Source organism: Pseudomonas sp. R15(2017), from assembly GCF_002112685.1.
GTDB classification, from domain to species: Bacteria; Pseudomonadota; Gammaproteobacteria; order Pseudomonadales; family Pseudomonadaceae; genus Aquipseudomonas; species Aquipseudomonas glycinae.
The window spans coordinates 12,240-27,803 of the sequence record NZ_NEII01000010.1; the positions used below are offsets into that span (position 1 = coordinate 12,240).

At 62.7% G+C, this 15,564-nt stretch carries 15 protein-coding genes; 8 read left to right on the forward strand and 7 right to left on the reverse strand.

Translation table 11 applies throughout. From position 1 onward, the window contains the following. Positions 1-50: 50 nt before the first annotated feature. Together CAF77_RS20160 and CAF77_RS20165 are read right to left on the reverse strand one after the other, a co-directional pair. A complete protein-coding gene (locus CAF77_RS20160; RefSeq protein WP_085655630.1) occupies positions 51-2,501 on the reverse strand; it encodes a penicillin acylase family protein in 2,451 nt (816 codons plus the stop codon). A 212-nt stretch (positions 2,502-2,713) separates the two neighbouring features. Beyond that, positions 2,714-3,358: a glutathione binding-like protein gene (locus CAF77_RS20165; protein ID WP_085655631.1), complete on the reverse strand. Its 645-nt coding sequence runs from the start codon at positions 3,356-3,358 to the stop codon at positions 2,714-2,716. Positions 3,359-3,505: 147 nt separating this feature from the next. On the opposite strand from CAF77_RS20165, the gene CAF77_RS20170 reads away from it, so the two are divergent. Further along, positions 3,506-4,063 (forward strand): cysteine hydrolase family protein, encoded by a 558-nt coding sequence (locus tag CAF77_RS20170; RefSeq protein ID WP_085655632.1) that lies wholly within the window; start codon positions 3,506-3,508, stop codon positions 4,061-4,063. Between the two features lie 146 nt (positions 4,064-4,209). Here CAF77_RS20170 and CAF77_RS20175 read toward each other — a convergent pair whose 3' ends face one another. Genes CAF77_RS20175 through CAF77_RS20190 form a run of 4 tightly spaced genes read right to left on the reverse strand, consistent with a single transcriptional unit; the run spans position 4,210 to position 5,929 of the window. After that, positions 4,210-4,413 carry an SEC-C metal-binding domain-containing protein gene (locus CAF77_RS20175; protein ID WP_003198420.1) on the reverse strand — a complete coding sequence of 68 codons (204 nt, stop codon included), beginning with the start codon at positions 4,411-4,413 and terminating at the stop codon, positions 4,210-4,212. Between the two features lie 5 nt (positions 4,414-4,418). Next, on the reverse strand, positions 4,419-4,919 hold the full coding sequence (locus CAF77_RS20180) for an LEA type 2 family protein (RefSeq protein WP_085655633.1): 501 nt from the start codon (positions 4,917-4,919) through the stop codon (positions 4,419-4,421). Positions 4,920-4,950: 31 nt separating this feature from the next. Further along, the gene (locus CAF77_RS20185) at positions 4,951-5,427 is read right to left on the reverse strand and encodes a YchJ family protein (protein ID WP_085655634.1); all 477 of its coding nucleotides are present in this window, start codon (positions 5,425-5,427) and stop codon (positions 4,951-4,953) included. Positions 5,428-5,431: 4 nt separating this feature from the next. Beyond that, complete coding sequence (locus tag CAF77_RS20190; RefSeq protein ID WP_011332778.1) at positions 5,432-5,929, reverse strand: DUF6231 family protein; 498 nt, start codon at positions 5,927-5,929, stop codon at positions 5,432-5,434. 199 nt (positions 5,930-6,128) lie between these two features. On the opposite strand from CAF77_RS20190, the gene CAF77_RS20195 reads away from it, so the two are divergent. The 4 genes from CAF77_RS20195 (at position 6,129) to CAF77_RS20210 (ending at position 8,828) form a co-directional block, all read left to right on the forward strand. After that, on the forward strand, positions 6,129-6,824 hold the full coding sequence (locus tag CAF77_RS20195) for an OmpA family protein (protein WP_011332779.1): 696 nt from the start codon (positions 6,129-6,131) through the stop codon (positions 6,822-6,824). Between the two features lie 89 nt (positions 6,825-6,913). Further along, on the forward strand, positions 6,914-7,636 hold the full coding sequence (locus CAF77_RS20200; RefSeq protein ID WP_064382926.1) for an OmpA family protein: 723 nt from the start codon (positions 6,914-6,916) through the stop codon (positions 7,634-7,636). Positions 7,637-7,798: 162 nt separating this feature from the next. Continuing rightward, positions 7,799-8,077, forward strand: a complete 279-nt coding sequence (locus CAF77_RS20205) for a DUF1145 domain-containing protein (RefSeq protein WP_064382927.1) — start codon at positions 7,799-7,801, stop codon at positions 8,075-8,077. Then, positions 8,070-8,828, forward strand: a complete 759-nt coding sequence (locus tag CAF77_RS20210) for a hypothetical protein (RefSeq protein ID WP_064382928.1) — start codon at positions 8,070-8,072, stop codon at positions 8,826-8,828. The genes CAF77_RS20205 and CAF77_RS20210 overlap by 8 nt, the downstream gene beginning before the upstream one ends. 142 nt (positions 8,829-8,970) lie before the next feature. Here CAF77_RS20210 and CAF77_RS20215 read toward each other — a convergent pair whose 3' ends face one another. After that, positions 8,971-9,435 (reverse strand): CopD family protein, encoded by a 465-nt coding sequence (locus CAF77_RS20215; protein WP_064382929.1) that lies wholly within the window; start codon positions 9,433-9,435, stop codon positions 8,971-8,973. A gap of 99 nt (positions 9,436-9,534) precedes the next feature. Here CAF77_RS20215 and dinG point away from each other — a divergent pair, with 99 nt between their 5' ends. From dinG to CAF77_RS20230, 3 genes are all read left to right on the forward strand, one after another. After that, positions 9,535-11,679, forward strand: a complete 2,145-nt coding sequence (gene dinG / locus CAF77_RS20220; protein ID WP_064382930.1) for an ATP-dependent DNA helicase DinG — start codon at positions 9,535-9,537, stop codon at positions 11,677-11,679. A gap of 95 nt (positions 11,680-11,774) precedes the next feature. After that, a complete protein-coding gene (locus CAF77_RS20225; protein WP_064382931.1) occupies positions 11,775-14,255 on the forward strand; it encodes a beta-galactosidase in 2,481 nt (826 codons plus the stop codon). A 105-nt stretch (positions 14,256-14,360) separates the two neighbouring features. After that, positions 14,361-15,506: an EstA family serine hydrolase gene (locus tag CAF77_RS20230; RefSeq protein WP_011332785.1), complete on the forward strand. Its 1,146-nt coding sequence runs from the start codon at positions 14,361-14,363 to the stop codon at positions 15,504-15,506. Positions 15,507-15,564 lie beyond the last annotated feature (58 nt).

Below are 15,564 nucleotides of genomic sequence, written 5' to 3' on the forward strand. Positions count from 1 at the left end.
TCCCACGCGGACGGTTCGACGCCTCGACGTGGGAACGATCAGGTGGGGATTTACTTGCCGGGGGTAAGCGTCAACCGCGTCTTGCCATACACCCGGTCAAAGTTCTGCGGCTGCATCGGCAAGCCGATGTACTGCCCCTTGAGCCACGGATCGATGCCGTTCAGGTAGTTCGGGCTTACCGGATTTCCGGATTGCCCCGTCCCGTTCTGCCCCATCAGCGGTTCGCTCTGACCGAAGTCGACGATAAAGCGCATCGACGGCGCACGGGTGGTGTTGAAGTCCTGGCCCCAGGCAAATGCCGCCGTGTTCAGGGTGGTATGGTCACCGCCCGCTGCGATTGGCCCGCGAACGGTCTGGCCGTTGGCATTCTTCCACTCGTAACGGTGCAGTTTGCCCCACTGCCAGGCTCTGCGATCACCGCCCAACTGACTGTCGCCGGCGCTGATCGCTGCCGCCAGACTGCGGGCGAGGATCGCCGGTTTGTCTTCTTTTTGCGGGGTGCGGGCGTCGTCCCAGAACGGACTGTCTTCGCGGCCCAGCAAGTGATCGGCCTGGGCGGCGTAGGACAGGTCGCCATTGGCGATAAACGCTTTCCACGCCGGGCTGCCTTGCGGGCCTAGCTCGTCGAGGAAGATCTGCTTCATGCTTTCCTGCAGGAACAACTCGTAGATCGCCGCGTCGGCGGAGGTCGGGCTGAGCTTGCCATCGAACGCCATCAAGCGGGTATAGGCTTCGCGGGCCTTGCTGCGCTCGGCTTCCGGCAGGGCGTCGATCGCCTGTTTCAGCGGCTGCGCCATGCCCGGTGCCTCGAACATTTTCTTCAGTTTGGCGGCGAAGGTGGTGGTCTGGTCGTACTGCATGGCGATCACACTGCGACCGTCATGCTTGCCGCTGCCGGCCAGTTCGGCCAGGCGCTCGCCACGTTCCGGCGCCGCCCAGGAATTGGACAGTTGCATGCCGTAGCCATGGGGAATGACCCGCTGGTTGGCGGTGCCGAGCCAGCCCTGGGCCGGATCCTGATCGTACGGGTGCAGCATCGGGTCGGCGTAACCGTCCCAGTCGTAGCGACCTTCCCAGCCCGGCGACGGCAGCAGGCCTTCACCTTCCCGACGGTTCGGGAACCGCCCGGTGACTTGCCAGCCAATGTTGCTGGCGTCGGCGAACACCAGATTCAGCGCGATGGCGCGGATTTCCCGGCTGGCGTCCGAGGCGCGCTCAACGTTCTGGGCGCGGCTCAGATCAAAAAACGCATCGAGCGATTTGTCGTCGGTGAAGCTCGGCGTCTGCAAGGCCAGGCCAAAGCCTGCGCCCTGAGCGGCAGCCTGGGTGCTGTTGAGCAGCGCGCCATGGCGGGTTTCGTACACCGCTTCGCGAATCGGCCGCTGGCCTTTGACGAAGTAGGTTTCGTTGCGCACCGCAACCGGTTGCCACTTGCCGTTGACCTCGTAGGACAACGTGCTGCCCTGACGACGGATTTTTTCCAGGAACAGGTCCTGGTTATCGCCGAGCACGCTGGTCAGGCTCCACGCCACTTTGCCGTTGAAACCGCCGAGTACCATCGGCAGACCGGCCACGGTCACGCCGGCGGCCTGGTATTTCGGCGCGCGAATCTGCACGAAACTCCACAGCGACGGCGCGGCCAGCGGGCCATGGCTGTCGCTGGCCAGCAGGCTCTTGCCGCTGCGGCTGCGCTGCGGGGCGATGGCCCAGTTGTTCGACGACTGAGTGCCCAGCAGGTTGAGGGCGGCCAATTGTTCGCTGGCGTTGCTCAGCTCTGTGAGCCCCGGAATCTGCCCGTTGAGCTTGATGCCTTGCAGCTTGTCGGCCTCGGCCAGCGGCAGGTTTTCGTCGGGAGCGGACGGGGTCAGCCACGCCAGTTTGTCGTTGGTCACGGTCTGCGCCAACACCAGCGAAGCGATTTCTTCCGGCAGGTTGGCCGACTGGCTGAAGTTCAGCAGGCAGAAAATCAGCGCCGAATCTTCCGGTTTCCAGTATTCAGGCTTGTAGCCGCTGGAAGCCAGATCCCCCGGCAGTTTGTCGGCGTAGCGGAACAGGTAGGCGTTGACGCCCCGGGCATAGACTTCGAAGAAACGCTTGAGCCGTGGCGACGAAGCCTTGTACAGCTCGCCGGCGCTTTTCTTCAGGTTGACGGCGCGCATGTAGCGGTCGGCGTCGAGCATCGACGAACCGGACATTTCCGCGAGACGGCCCTGAGCCAACAGGCGCAGGGTGACCATCTGATTGATCCGGTCGCTGGCGTGCACGTAACCGAGGGCGAACAGTGCGTCGTGGAAGCTGTTGCTTTCGATCAGCGGCATGCCCATGGCATTGCGGCGCACCGAAACGTTCTGCGCCAGGCCCTTGAGCGGCTGCACACCGGAAGTCGGCGGGAGGGTGTCCTGGGCGTTCCAGGTCTGACAACCGGTCAGGCTCAGAACACCGGCCACTGCTGCGGCAACGCCGAACCGGGGAAGAAAATGTGAAAGGGCTGGCGAGGCCATGGCAAAGCTCCTGCGGGGTGTAGAGGCTGGGGGCGCAATAAAGCCGCTACGTTAGTGAGCAGGAGGGGGCCGCGCAAGCGGGGCGAGCGGTTATTTCTTACCGCTCACGCAGATCGTTCCCACGCTATGCGTGGGAATGCAGCCCGGGTCGCTCTGCGGCCCAATTCCACGCGGACGGTTCGACGCCTCTACATGGGAACGATCAAGGCAGGTCAGGACTTCGGCGGATTGATCTTCTGCACCAGCGCGTAGGCCTTCACGGTCGCCGGGCGATCCTTGATGTGGTTGAACCAGCGCTGCACGTTCGGGAAGTCTTCGAGGTTCTGGCTCTGCCATTTGTGCGAGACGATCCACGGGTAGATCGCCATGTCGGCGATGCTGTATTCGCTGCCAGCGACGAACTCATTGTTGGCCAGTTGCTTGTCCAGCACCCCGTACAAACGGGCGGTTTCATCGACGTAGCGCTTGATCGCGTAGGGGATTTTTTCCGGCGCGAACTGGCTGAAATGATGGTTCTGCCCGGCCATCGGCCCCAGCCCGCCCATTTGCCAGAACAGCCATTGCAGCGACACCTGGCGGCCACGCAGATCCTTGGGCAGGAACTTGCCGGTCTTTTCCGCGAGGTACAGCAGGATCGCCCCGGACTCAAACAGCGACAACGGCTCGCCGCCATCGGCCGGCTCATGATCGACGATGGCCGGGATGCGGTTGTTCGGGGCGATTTTCAGAAAGTGCGGCTGGAACTGCTCGCCTTGGCTGATATTGATCGGGTGCACGTCGTAACGCAGGCCCGCTTCTTCGAGGAACAGGGAAATCTTGTGGCCGTTGGGCGTGGTCCAGTAATACAGGTCGATCATGGAAAGCTCCAAATCAGGAAAATGGCTTACGTGCGGACAGCAAACGCCGGCTTCAGGTTGTCCTGTGTGCGTTCGATAGCTTGCTTAGTCACAGGAGGTGATGCTCAAGTACGGGAAATTCAATGACCCCGCGTGAGAAAAATCGCCATGGAGCTTCAGGCCAACGCTGCACTGATCATCATCGACAAGCAAAAAGGCATCCTGCAGCCGCGTCTGGGTCGACGGAATAATCCGTTGGCCGAAGAACGAATCCTCGACTTGCTGAACTTCTGGCGGCGCAGCGGTCGGCCGGTGATCCACGTGCAGCACTTGTCGCGCTCACCGGATTCGGTGTTCTGGCCCGAGCAGTCAGGCGTGGATTTTCAGGAAAGGTTTCTGCCGCAGGACGACGAGTGGCTGATTCAGAAACAGGTGCCGGATGCGTTTTGTGCGACGGGGCTTGAGGCGAAGTTGCGTGAGGCGGGGATCGGGCAGTTGATCATTGTCGGCGTGGCGACGAACAACTCGGTGGAATCCACGGCGCGCACGGCGGGCAATCTGGGGTTTGACGCGTGGGTGGCGGAGGATGCGTGCTTTACCTTCGACAAGGCCGACTATTTCGGCACGTTGCGTTCGGCTGAGGAGGTACATGCGATGTCGCTGGGGAATTTGCACGGGGAGTATGCGACGGTGATCAGCAGTGCCGGGATTCTTGAGGCAGTCTGATACTGATCGGGGAGTGCGCCGGCCTCATCGCTGGCAAGCCAGCTCCCACATTCGACCGAGTTGCTCCTGATGGAGCGCGATCCTTGTGGGAGCGGGCTTGCTCGCGAAGGCGGTGTCTCAGGCGAAGATGCTCTTCGCCCAAGGCATCAAGCGCCGTGGCACTTCTTGAATTTCTTGCCGTTGCCGCATGGGCAAGGGTCGTTGCGGCCAACGTCTTTCAGGGCGTTGCGCACCGGTTCCTGGTGGGCGTGGCCGCAGTTCGGGCCGTGGACATGGCCATGGTCGTGATCATGGTGATGGTCATGATCGTGGTTGCAGTCTGGGCCATGGACATGAGGTTGCTGGGTCATCGGGGTCACTCCGTAATCAAATCGGCGGGGATTATCACGCCATTGCGCGCCAGGTGCACGTAGTGCGCGATGAATAAACCGGTTTCCATCTCGCCCTCCAGTCGATAGGGAATCTGCTGGTTCGGGTTTTTCAGCATTTTCACCACCTCTTTGACCTTCGGCCACAGGTTGGTACGGATCGGCACCTTGTAAAACGCGCTGCTTTTGGGGTTCACCGTGATCCAGTGTTCGTGCTCGCCTTCGGCCAGCAGCATGTCGGCCAGGTGTATGCGGTATTCCAGACCGCGCACGGTCAGGTCGCTGTCGTTGGGGTTGTCGATGCGAAAGTGCAGAATGAATTTCTGTTCCAGCAACTTGGCGCGCACCACTTCGACTTTCACCAGGTGCACGGCGGGGGCGCGGGTGTCGTCGGTAAACCATGACGCACAGCCGCCGAGCCCCGAGAAGCTGATCCCCAAGAGCATGAGCAGTGAGAAAGCCTGAAATGTGCGCCAATGACCGAGCATGGTTTAACTCCCTTTGCTGCCCAGTCTAGCTTCAGCTGCCGAAATACCCCGCGCAGCATTTCTTGAACTTCTGACCGCTGGCGCACGGGCAGGCGTCGTTGCGGCCCAGCTTCAGTTGCACGGTCGGGTCGATGAAGTACCAGCGCCCGCTGTTCTGCACGAACGACGAGCGTTCGCGGTGGCTGTGTTCGCCCTGACCGTCATGCCAGCGTGCGGTGAAGGTGACGAACGCGTGTTCCGGCTGGCCGCCGAGCACTTCCGAGCTTTCCACGTCCAGACCGAGCCAGGTGCTCCGGGCGCTCCAGTCGCTGATCGACTGGCGATCCAGCCCCGCTTGCTGGGCGGGCAGGGTGGTCGCCACCAGATAATCGATCAGGCCCAGCACGTAGGCGCTGTAGCGCGAACGCATCAGGGCTTCGGCGCACGGGGCCGGGTGGCCGGCGTGATAGTGACCGCAGCAGGCATCCAGCAGGTTGCCGCTGCCGCAGGGGCAAATGGCTGTACTCATTGCATTACCACCAGTATTTCCCGAAGTTTTCCGGATTGGCCCAGAACCGTGAGTTGAGCCAGTCGGGGACTTGTTTGTAGTCAAGCAGATCGTAGGTGAAGAGTGTCAGTACCTGCTCGTCGCGGGCGAAGCGTTCGCTGGCCTGCAGGGCCAGTGAGTAAAAATCGGTCTCCTGCCAGCCGCTGGCCGGCAGATCCGCCAGCACGGCGATGCGGCTGGCGTTGAGGTTGCGGATCCCGCCCAACAGATTCAGGCCGTCACGCTTGGGCAAATGTTCCAGGCAATCGACCACCAGCGCCAGGTCGAAACGCCGGGCCGCCAGTTCCGCCGGCAACGCACCGGGCGCGGCGTGCGCGACGCAGGTGTCCGGGTGCGCTTCCTTGAAGGCAGCCAGCGCCGGGAACTCGCTGGCGCCGATCAGCAGCAGACGTGCCGGGGCGTAGCGGTCGAGCAGGGCGGCCAATGCCTGCTGTGGCGTGCGGGAAGAAATGGCGACGTTCATCGAAGCTCCTCAATCAGAGCGCCAAGACTAGCCTGCCCGGACGCCAAGGCCTAGATCTCTGTCCTGCGGGTTTGCGGCAAATTCGTCGAAGTCCCGTGAACAGGCGCACAAACAGCAATGGCCTATTGCTGGCGGAGATTAAAACTCCGGTCTTTACTCCCTGAATCGGTTCTAAGCCGATCCCTCAGGAGAAAACTAGATGAGCATAGTTCGGACAGCATTACCCTTGGTTCTGCTAACCAGTGTGTTGACTGGTTGCGCAGGTTTGCAGAAAACCGACTGGCCGACCTGTGCGGCAGTCGGTGGTGTCGTCGGTGCGGGTCTCGGCGCGACCGAAAGCTCCGCATGGGCGGGGTATGGCGCGTTACTCGTCGGCGGTACGGCAGCAGCCTATTGCTGGGTTCACGGTGATGGCGACGAAGACGGCGATGGTGTGCCGGACAGTCGCGACAAGTGCCCGGGCACGCCTAAAGGCGTACAGGTCGATGCTGACGGCTGCCCTCCACCAGCCCCTGCGCCAGTGGTCGAAGAAGCTGTAGTGGTCAAGGAAGAAACCATTGTCATCCGCGATGTTCACTTCCAGTTCGACAAGGCCACGCTGACCCCGGCTGACAAGCTGGTCCTGGATAAAGTCGCTTCGCGCCTGAAACAGGAATCCAGCACGGCGCAACTGACCGTGACCGGCCACACCGACAGCGTCGGCAGCGATGCCTACAACCAGAAACTGTCGGATCGCCGCGCGCACTCGGTGGTCAAGTACCTGGTCGAAAGCGGCGTACCGCAAAGCAGCTTCGTGTCGGTGACCGGTGCCGGTGAAAGCCAGCCGGTGGCAGACAACAAAACTGCCGACGGTCGCGCGCTGAACCGTCGTACCGAAATCAAAATCAACCGCTAGCCCCCTCGCATCCGCGGCTTGTGCAGTCGCGGATGCGGGTCTTTACTCCTGTGTAACCGGTATGGGCCGGTGACACAGGAGCTTTAACGATGAGTGTTCTTACAAGGTCCGTCTTGCCGGTTCTGCTGCTGGGCAGCCTGTTGACCGGTTGCGCCACCCACAGCGATGGCACCGCTCCCCTCAATCAACGTACCTGGCCGATCTGCAGCCTTATTGGCGGACTGGTCGGCGGCGGTCTCGGCGCGCTCGAAAGCAGCGGTTGGGCCGGCGGTGGCGCTGCGCTGGGGATCCTCACCGGCGGATTGATCTGCTATGCCCAGGATGGCGATGAAGACGACGACGGCGTGTTCGATCGCCGCGACCGTTGCCCCGATACCCCGGCCAACACCCCGGTCGACCACCGTGGCTGTCCGCTGCCGCAATACCCGGTCACCGAGAAACCCGCCGAACCGGCCCCGCAAACCGAAGTCATCACCCTCAACGATGCCGGCAACGTGCTGTTCGACTTCGACAAGTCCGATCTGAAACCGGCCGCTAAAAGCCAGCTGGACACGCTGATGGACAAACTGCGCAATGCCGACGTGGTGAGCATCAAAGTCATCGGTCACACCGACAGCAAGGGTTCGGATGCTTATAACCAGGCACTTTCGGAGCGCCGCGCCAGCAGTGTGGCGGAGTATTTGCTGAGCCAGGGCCTGGCGCCGGACAAACTCACCAGTGAAGGGCGTGGCGAGAGCGAACCGGTCGCCGATAACAACACGGACGAGGGGCGTGCGCAAAACCGTCGGGTGGAACTGCACATCAATCGTTAGGATGCGTCTGTAGTCCGCAGGCTAGAGCTGTCGGTCGATGAACATCGTCGAACCGGCAGCCATCCGGCGGTGGATCGGTTTTTTTCATTTTTCCCTCTGGCTTATCCCCTGCAGAAGCCGTTACTGTGCGCCCAAAGAATAATTCGCAACACGGGGGAGCGTATGAAGGTGTTCTTTGGGCTGGGGCGATTGTTGACCCTGCTGTTCTGCTGCGTGGTGCTGGCCAATCAGCTGGTGCCGTTTGTTCATCCGCTGCACCTGCTGGTCAATCTGGCCGGCGGTCTGCTGCTGGCGATCCATGTGCTCGAAGTGCTGCTGTGCAATCGCAGCCTCAAGGGCCGTCCGCACCCTTGGCGTGATCGCGGCCGCATCCTGTTGTTCGGCGTTTTCCACCTGCAAACCATCCCGGCCCCGGCCGCTCCGGAGGCTTCCCATGCGTAAACTCTGCCTGCTCGCTGCATTCATCAGTCCATTGGCCTGCGCCCAGGTGGTCAGCGTCGAAACCAATTCCCTGATGCGTCTGCCCAACACCGCCAGCACCTTGCAACTGGAGAAACTGGTGGTCGCCGATTACGGCACCTTGCTGATTCCCTCGAACGTGACCGAGCTGAGTGTCGGCGAATTGCGACTGGGCCATGAGGCGCGCATTGCCATTGTGCCAAGCGAACAGGCGCTGGATATGAAAGTCATCCGCGCTGAGCTCGCCGAGGGCAGCCAGATCACCGCCCGTGGTGCCCCGGGCACCTACGAAAAAGCCGCCCGCGCCGGGCGCAATCTGAATCTGCAATTCAAGGCGTTGAATGCGCCGAAACTGGTGGTCGATGCCCGTGGCGGCACCGGTGCGCCGGGGTTTGTCGGTCTTGATGGCGCTAACGGTCAAGAGCCGGGATGCACCTGGGGTCAGGCGGGGCACGGTTTTGATGGCAGCAACGGCAGCGACGGTCAGCCGGGTGCACCGGGCGCACTGGTGCGTCTTGAAGTACCGCGCGAGTTTCCGGCCGAGTTGATCAAGGTCGAAGTTGCCGGCGGTGCCGGTGGCCCGGCCGGTCCTGGCGGCAAACCGGGGGCGGGTGGCAAGTCCAAGGGCTGCCTGGTCTATCGCGCCGATGGCGGCAAGAGCGGCAAACCGGGGGCCGACGGGCAGCCGGGGCCTGCGGGTGCGGCGGGGTCTGTCACCGTACAGCGCTTGTAATCGATTGCACCTACCCTCTACGTTGATCGTTCCCACGCTCCGCGTGGGAATGCCTCAAGGGACGCTCCGCGTCCAGTGACGCGGAGCGTCACGGGCTGCATTCCCACGCAGAGCGTGGGAACGATCAGGTAAAACGCGCTTGTCAGAACGAGGGCCGCGCAGCCGCCACCGCCACCAGCACGACCCCGACCAGCAGATTGAACCCCACCACCTTGCGAATCCGCCCCAGCACTGCCGCACCGGCCGGCCAGTCCTTCGCCTGCACCGCCGTGCGCAGTTCCGGCAGCATCAAGGCCTGAATCCGGATGAACAGCGCGGTCATCACCACATACAACCCCATCATCACCTGTACATAGCGCGGCGCGTTATCGAAGGCGATGTGTTGCAGGTGCAGCATGCCCACTCCGGTCACCGGCAGCAGAATCACCGCCCCCCACACCCAACGAAAAAAACCTTGAAACACTTCCACCCAGAGCGTCAGGCGCCCGGGGCCGTCCAGGGCCTTCATCGCTGCAGGGCGCAGCACCATCCAGGCGAAAAACATGCCGCCGACCCACACCAGCGCGGCCAGTACATGGATGGGGTAAACGAGGCTAAAAGGTGTCATTGGGGTACTCCGATCTGCGCAGGATTGATTCGCGGGGTATGATAGCCCCCCATCCGAACCACTGAAAATTTATCCAGCGTTTTTTGCGCCCGACACTCAATGATCAGCACTGAACTCAAAACCACGATCCAGGGCGCCTACTCGCGTTTTCTAGAGGCCAAGAGCCTCAAACCGCGTTATGGCCAGCGCCTGATGATCGCTGAAGTTGCCAAGGTCCTCGGGGATATCGACACCGACGACGAAGGCCGGCGCAGTGGCGACCCCGCGATTGTCGCGGTGGAAGCCGGCACCGGTACCGGCAAAACCGTGGCCTATAGCCTGGCGGCGATCCCGACGGCGAAACTGGCCGGCAAACGCCTGGTGATCGCCACCGCCACCGTCGCCCTGCAAGAGCAGATCGTCTACAAGGACTTGCCCGACCTGATGCGCAACAGCGGGCTGAATTTCAGCTTCGCCCTGGCCAAGGGCCGTGGCCGCTACATGTGCCTGTCCAAGCTCGACATGCTGTTGCAGGAAGGCCATGCGCAGACCGCCACAGCCCAGCTTTTCGAAGAAGAAGGCTTCAAGATCGAGGTCGATGAGGCCAGCCAGAAGCTGTTCACCAGCATGATCGAGAAGCTTGCCGGCAATAAATGGGACGGCGACCGCGACAGTTGGCCCAACGCGCTGGAAGACGCAGACTGGGCGCGCCTGACCACCGATCACAGCCAGTGCACCAACCGTCATTGCCCGAACTTCGGTCAGTGCGCCTTCTACAAGGCCCGCGAAGGCATGGGCAAGGTCGACGTGATCGTCACCAACCACGACATGGTGCTGGCCGATCTGGCGCTGGGCGGCGGGGCAGTCTTGCCCGATCCGCGCGACACCATCTATGTGTTCGACGAAGGCCATCACCTGCCGGACAAGGCCATCGGTCACTTCGCCCACTACACGCGCCTGCGTTCCACCGCCGACTGGCTGGAAACCACCGCCAAGAACCTCACCAAGCTGCTGGCCCAGCACCCGCTGCCGGGCGACCTCGGCAAGCTGATCGAGCAGGTGCCGGAGCTGGCGCGGGAGATCAAGACCCAGCAGCAGTTCATGTTCACTGCCTGCGAACAGATCGCCGATTTCAAGCCCGGTGAAGACGTCGAAGGCCGCGAACGTCCGCGTCATCGCTTCATCGGCGGGGTGATTCCGGAACACATGCGCGAGATGGGCATCGAGCTGAAAAAAGGCTTTGCCCGCCTCAACGACCTGTTCACCCGCCTGACCGATCTGCTCAAGGAAGGCATGGACGGCGAGGTCAACATCGGCATCGCCAGCAATCAGGCCGAAGAATGGTACCCACTGTTCGGCAGCCTGTTGTCCCGTGCCTCCGGCAACTGGGAGCTGTGGACCGCGTTCACCGCCGAAGACCCGGAAGACAACCCACCGATGGCCCGCTGGCTGACCCTGGCCGAAAGCGGTTCGCTGTTCGACATCGAGGTCAACGCCAGCCCGATCCTCGCCGCGGAAACTCTGCGCCGCAGCCTGTGGAACGTGGCCTACGGCTGTCTGGTGACTTCGGCGACCTTGACCGCACTCGGCACGTTCGACCGTTTCCGCATGCGCGCCGGTCTGCCGAAAAAAGCTGTCACCGCCGTGGTGCCGAGCCCGTTCCATCACGCCGACGCCGGCGTGTTGCGGGTGCCGGACCTGAAGGCCGACCCGCGCGATGCCGCCGCCCACACCGCCGCGATCATCCGCGACCTGCCGGAACTGGTCGAAGGCTCGTGCGGCAGTCTGGTGCTGTTCTCGTCGCGCAAACAGATGCAGGACGTGTTCGACGGCCTCGACCGCGACTGGCGCAAGCAAGTGTTCATTCAAGGCAACCTGTCGAAACAGGAAACCCTGAACAAGCACAAGGCGCGGGTTGATGGCGGCGATTCCAGCGTACTGTTCGGCCTCGCCAGTTTTGCCGAGGGCGTGGACTTGCCGGGCGCCTACTGCGAACACGTGGTGATCGCCAAGATCCCGTTCTCGGTGCCGGACGATCCGGTCGAAGCCGCACTGTCGGAATGGATCGAAGCCCGGGGCGGCAATCCGTTCATGGAAATCTCCGTGCCCGACGCCTCGCTGAAGCTGGTTCAGGCCTGCGGTCGTCTGCTGCGCACCGAAGAAGACCGCGGCACCATCACCTTGCTGGATCGGCGGCTGGTCACCCAGCGCTACGGCAAGGCGATCCTCAATGCGTTGCCTCCTTTCCGTCGTGAAATATCCTGAGACATCGGTGGGCAGTTTTGCCCGCCGCGCTGTCTATCTCTCTGTCACTGCTTTTCCATTGGCCCTTGCGGGTCGTTAGGGAGAATTCCGTTCTCATGATTCGTCGTTCGTTGCCTGCCGTTTTTGCCCTGGTTTTCGCTGGCCCCTTGCTGGCGGCACCTGCTGGCCAGCAGACCCTGTTCAACTTTGTCCGCCCCGCCGATGTGGTGAAAGTGGCGACCGAAAACGCCGACCTGCCGCAAGCCAACGCCGAGCAGACCCCCGAAGGCGAAGTGCTGCGGCGGGTGACGTTCAATCCGACGGCCCGCCCGACCTTGCGTCTGTCCCCGCAGACCGGTGCCTGGGACTGGTCGCAGTCCGGGATGATGAGCCTGCGCATCCAGAGCGCGATGAACTGGGCGGTGACCGTCTACGTACAAATCCAGAGCAATGACGGCAAGACCCTGGTCAGCCGCGTTGACCTGCCGGCCGGCTCGGCGCAGACCTTGCTCGTGCCGTTGACCGCGACCTCGCCACTGAGTCAGGGCATGAAAGCCGGGCCGGTGATGCCGATGATGATCGACGGGCAGCGCATCCTGCTGGCGAGCAGCAGCGGTGAGCTGGATCGCAGCCAGGTGGTGTCGGTCAGCCTGTCGATGGATCAGCCGAAAGCCGCGCAAAGTCTGCTGCTCGAGCGCTTTGGCGTGCAGGACGAAGGCGAGGTGATCAAATCCGCCTACGGCAATCTGGTGGACGCCTATGGCCAATCGACTCGCGGCAAGTGGCCGGAGAAAGTCGCCAATGACGAACAACTGAAATCCGCCGCCGCCAAAGAACAGCAACAACTGAGCACCTGGCTGGCCGAGCGCGAAAAGTCCTCGCTGGACAAGTTCGGTGGCTGGAGCAAAGGCCCGGCGTTCAAGGCCAGCGGTTTCTTCCGCACTGAGAAACGTGACGGCCGCTGGTATCTGGTGACGCCCGAGGGCCATCCGTTCTATTCCCTGGGCGTGAACACCGTCAGCCCCGAGGTCAACCAGACCTACGTGGCCGGCCGCGAGTACATGTTCGAATCCCTGCCAAAACCGGAAGAGCCGCTGGCCAGCCACTTCGGCGAGGGTGATAACCGTGGCGGCAACGGCGCCGATCAGGGCCGTGGCTACAACTTCGGGCGTTGGTACGACTTCTACGGCGCCAACCTTCAGCGCCTTTATGGCGAGCCATGCATCCCGGATAGCGGCAACAAGGCCGGTGTCGCCGAAGCCGCCAAGGCTGGCGCCGCCGAAGAGGCGGCAACCAACGCCAGTGCACCGGTAGCCGCCTCCGAACAGCCGAAAGCCGGGGTCGCCGAGTCGGCAGCCACCAGCGGGCAAAGTGTCGCGACGCCGTGCAAAAACACCGTCGACGAGCAAAAGTGGGCCAGCCACACCCTTGATCGCCTGCAAGCCTGGGGCTTCAACACCGTCGGTAACTGGAGCGCCCCCGTCCTCGGTAACGCGGAGCGCATGCCGTACACCTTGCCGCTGTCGATCGTCGGCGATTACACCAGCATCAGCACCGGTACCGACTGGTGGGGCGGCATGCCTGATCCGTTCGATCCGCGTTTTGCCATGGCCACCGAGCGTGCCGTGGCCATTGCCGCCCGCGATCATCGTGATGATCCGTGGCTGATCGGCTACTTCGCCGACAACGAACTGGCCTGGGCCGGCCCCGGCGATGATCCGAAATCCCGTTACGCGCTGGCCTACGGCACCTTGAAAATGACCACCGACGTTCCGGCCAAACGCGCATTCCTCAAGCAGTTGCGCGACAAGTACCGCAATCAGGCGGGGCTGTCGAAGGCCTGGGGCATTGATCTGCCGGCATGGGAATTGATGGAAGACCCGGGTTTCGAGGCGCCGCTGCCGAATCCTGAGCATCCGGAAATCGAAGCCGACTTCAAATACTTCCAGAAGGTCTTCGCCGACACTTACTTCAAGACCATTTCCGACTCGCTGAAATGGCACGCGCCGAACCAGTTGCTGCTCGGCGGCCGTTTCGCCACCAGCACCCCGGAAGCCGTGGCGTCCTGCGCCCAGTATTGCGACGTGCTGAGCTTCAACATGTACACCCTGCAACCGCAGGACGGTTATGACTTCGCCGCGCTGCGCAACCTCGACAAACCGGTGCTGATCACCGAATTCAACTTCGGCTCCACCGACCGTGGCCCGTTCTGGGGCGGCGTGACCCCGTTAAGCAAGGAAGAAGATCGCGGCCCGGCCTACGCCAACTTCCTCAAACAGGCGCTGAGCGAACCGTCGATTGTTGGCGTGCACTGGTTCCAGTATCTGGACCAACCGGTGACCGGGCGCCTGCTCGATGGCGAGAACGGTCACTTTGGTCTGGTCGGAGTCACTGATCTGCCGTTTCAGGGCTTTGTCGAAGCGGTGCGCAAAAGCAACCTGGCGACCGTCGATCAGTTGAGCAAAGAGGCGCAGAAAGCGGCTGCCGCAGCGGACAAGGCCGGCCACGAAACCGAAGGCGGCCGCAAGGCTGACGCCGGCAAAGGCCCGGGGCAGGGCGCAGGCCATGCAGGCGGGCATTCCGGCAACGGTCACTGATCATTCAAAACCTGAAGACCGCCCGGCCCGCAGCGGTTCCCAAAAGCCTCTTGGGCTGGAACAATGCGGGCCACTTTGTAGAGCGTTTTCGCGGGGGAGTTGCGGGTGCAGATTCAGGGACATTACGAGCTTCAATTCGAAGCGGTGCGCGAAGCCTTCGCCGCACTATTCGACGATCCCCAGGAACGCGGCGCCGCGTTGTGCATCCGGGTCGGCGGTGAAACCGTCCTCGACCTCTGGTCCGGTACCGCCGACAAGGACGGCGCCGAGGCCTGGCACAGCGACACCATCGCCAACCTGTTCTCCTGCACCAAGACCTTCACCGCCGTCACCGCGCTGCAACTGGTTGCCGAAGGCAAGTTGCAGCTCGATGCGCCGGTCGCCCGTTACTGGCCGGAATTCGCCGCCGCCGGCAAGGAGTCCGTCACCCTGCGCCAACTGCTTTGCCATCAGGCCGGTCTGCCGGCCCTGCGCGAGCTGTTGGCGCCTGAAGCGCTGTACGACTGGCAAACCATGGTCGACGCCCTCGCCGCCGAAGCACCGTGGTGGACGCCGGGCACCGGTCACGGTTATGCCGCGATCACCTACGGTTGGCTGATCGGCGAATTGCTGCGGCGTGCCGACGGTCGCGGGCCGGGGGAGTCCATTGTGGCGCGGGTCGCCAAACCGCTGGGGCTGGATTTCCATGTCGGTCTGGCCGACGAAGAATTCCATCGTGTGGCGCACATCGCTCGCGGCAAGGGCAACACTGGCGACGCTGCCGCCCAACGCTTGCTGCAAGTGACCATGCGCGAGCCAACGGCCATGACCACCCGGGCCTTCACCAATCCGCCGTCGGTGCTCACCAGCACCAACAAACCGGAATGGCGACGCATGCAGCAACCGGCGGCCAACGGCCACGGCAATGCCCGCAGCCTCGCCGGGTTCTACGCCGGTCTGCTCGACGGCAGCCTGCTGGAAAGCGAAATGCTCGACGAACTGACCCGCGAACACAGCCTCGGCGAGGACAAGACCTTGCTGACCCGCACCCGTTTCGGTCTCGGTTGCATGCTCGATCAACCCGACGTGCCGAACGCCACCTACGGCCTCGGCCCGCGTGCATTCGGCCATCCGGGGGCGGGCGGTTCCATCGGTTTTGCTGATCCGGAGCACGATGTGGCCTTCGGATTTGTGACAAATACCCTGGGGCCGTACGTCTTGATGGATCCGCGCGCGCAGAAGCTGGCGCGGGTACTTGCCACTTGTCTGTAAAGCATCGTCCGAGGTTCCAGGGCCGGAACCTCATGGCGATTTTCGTTTCAAAGCGTCT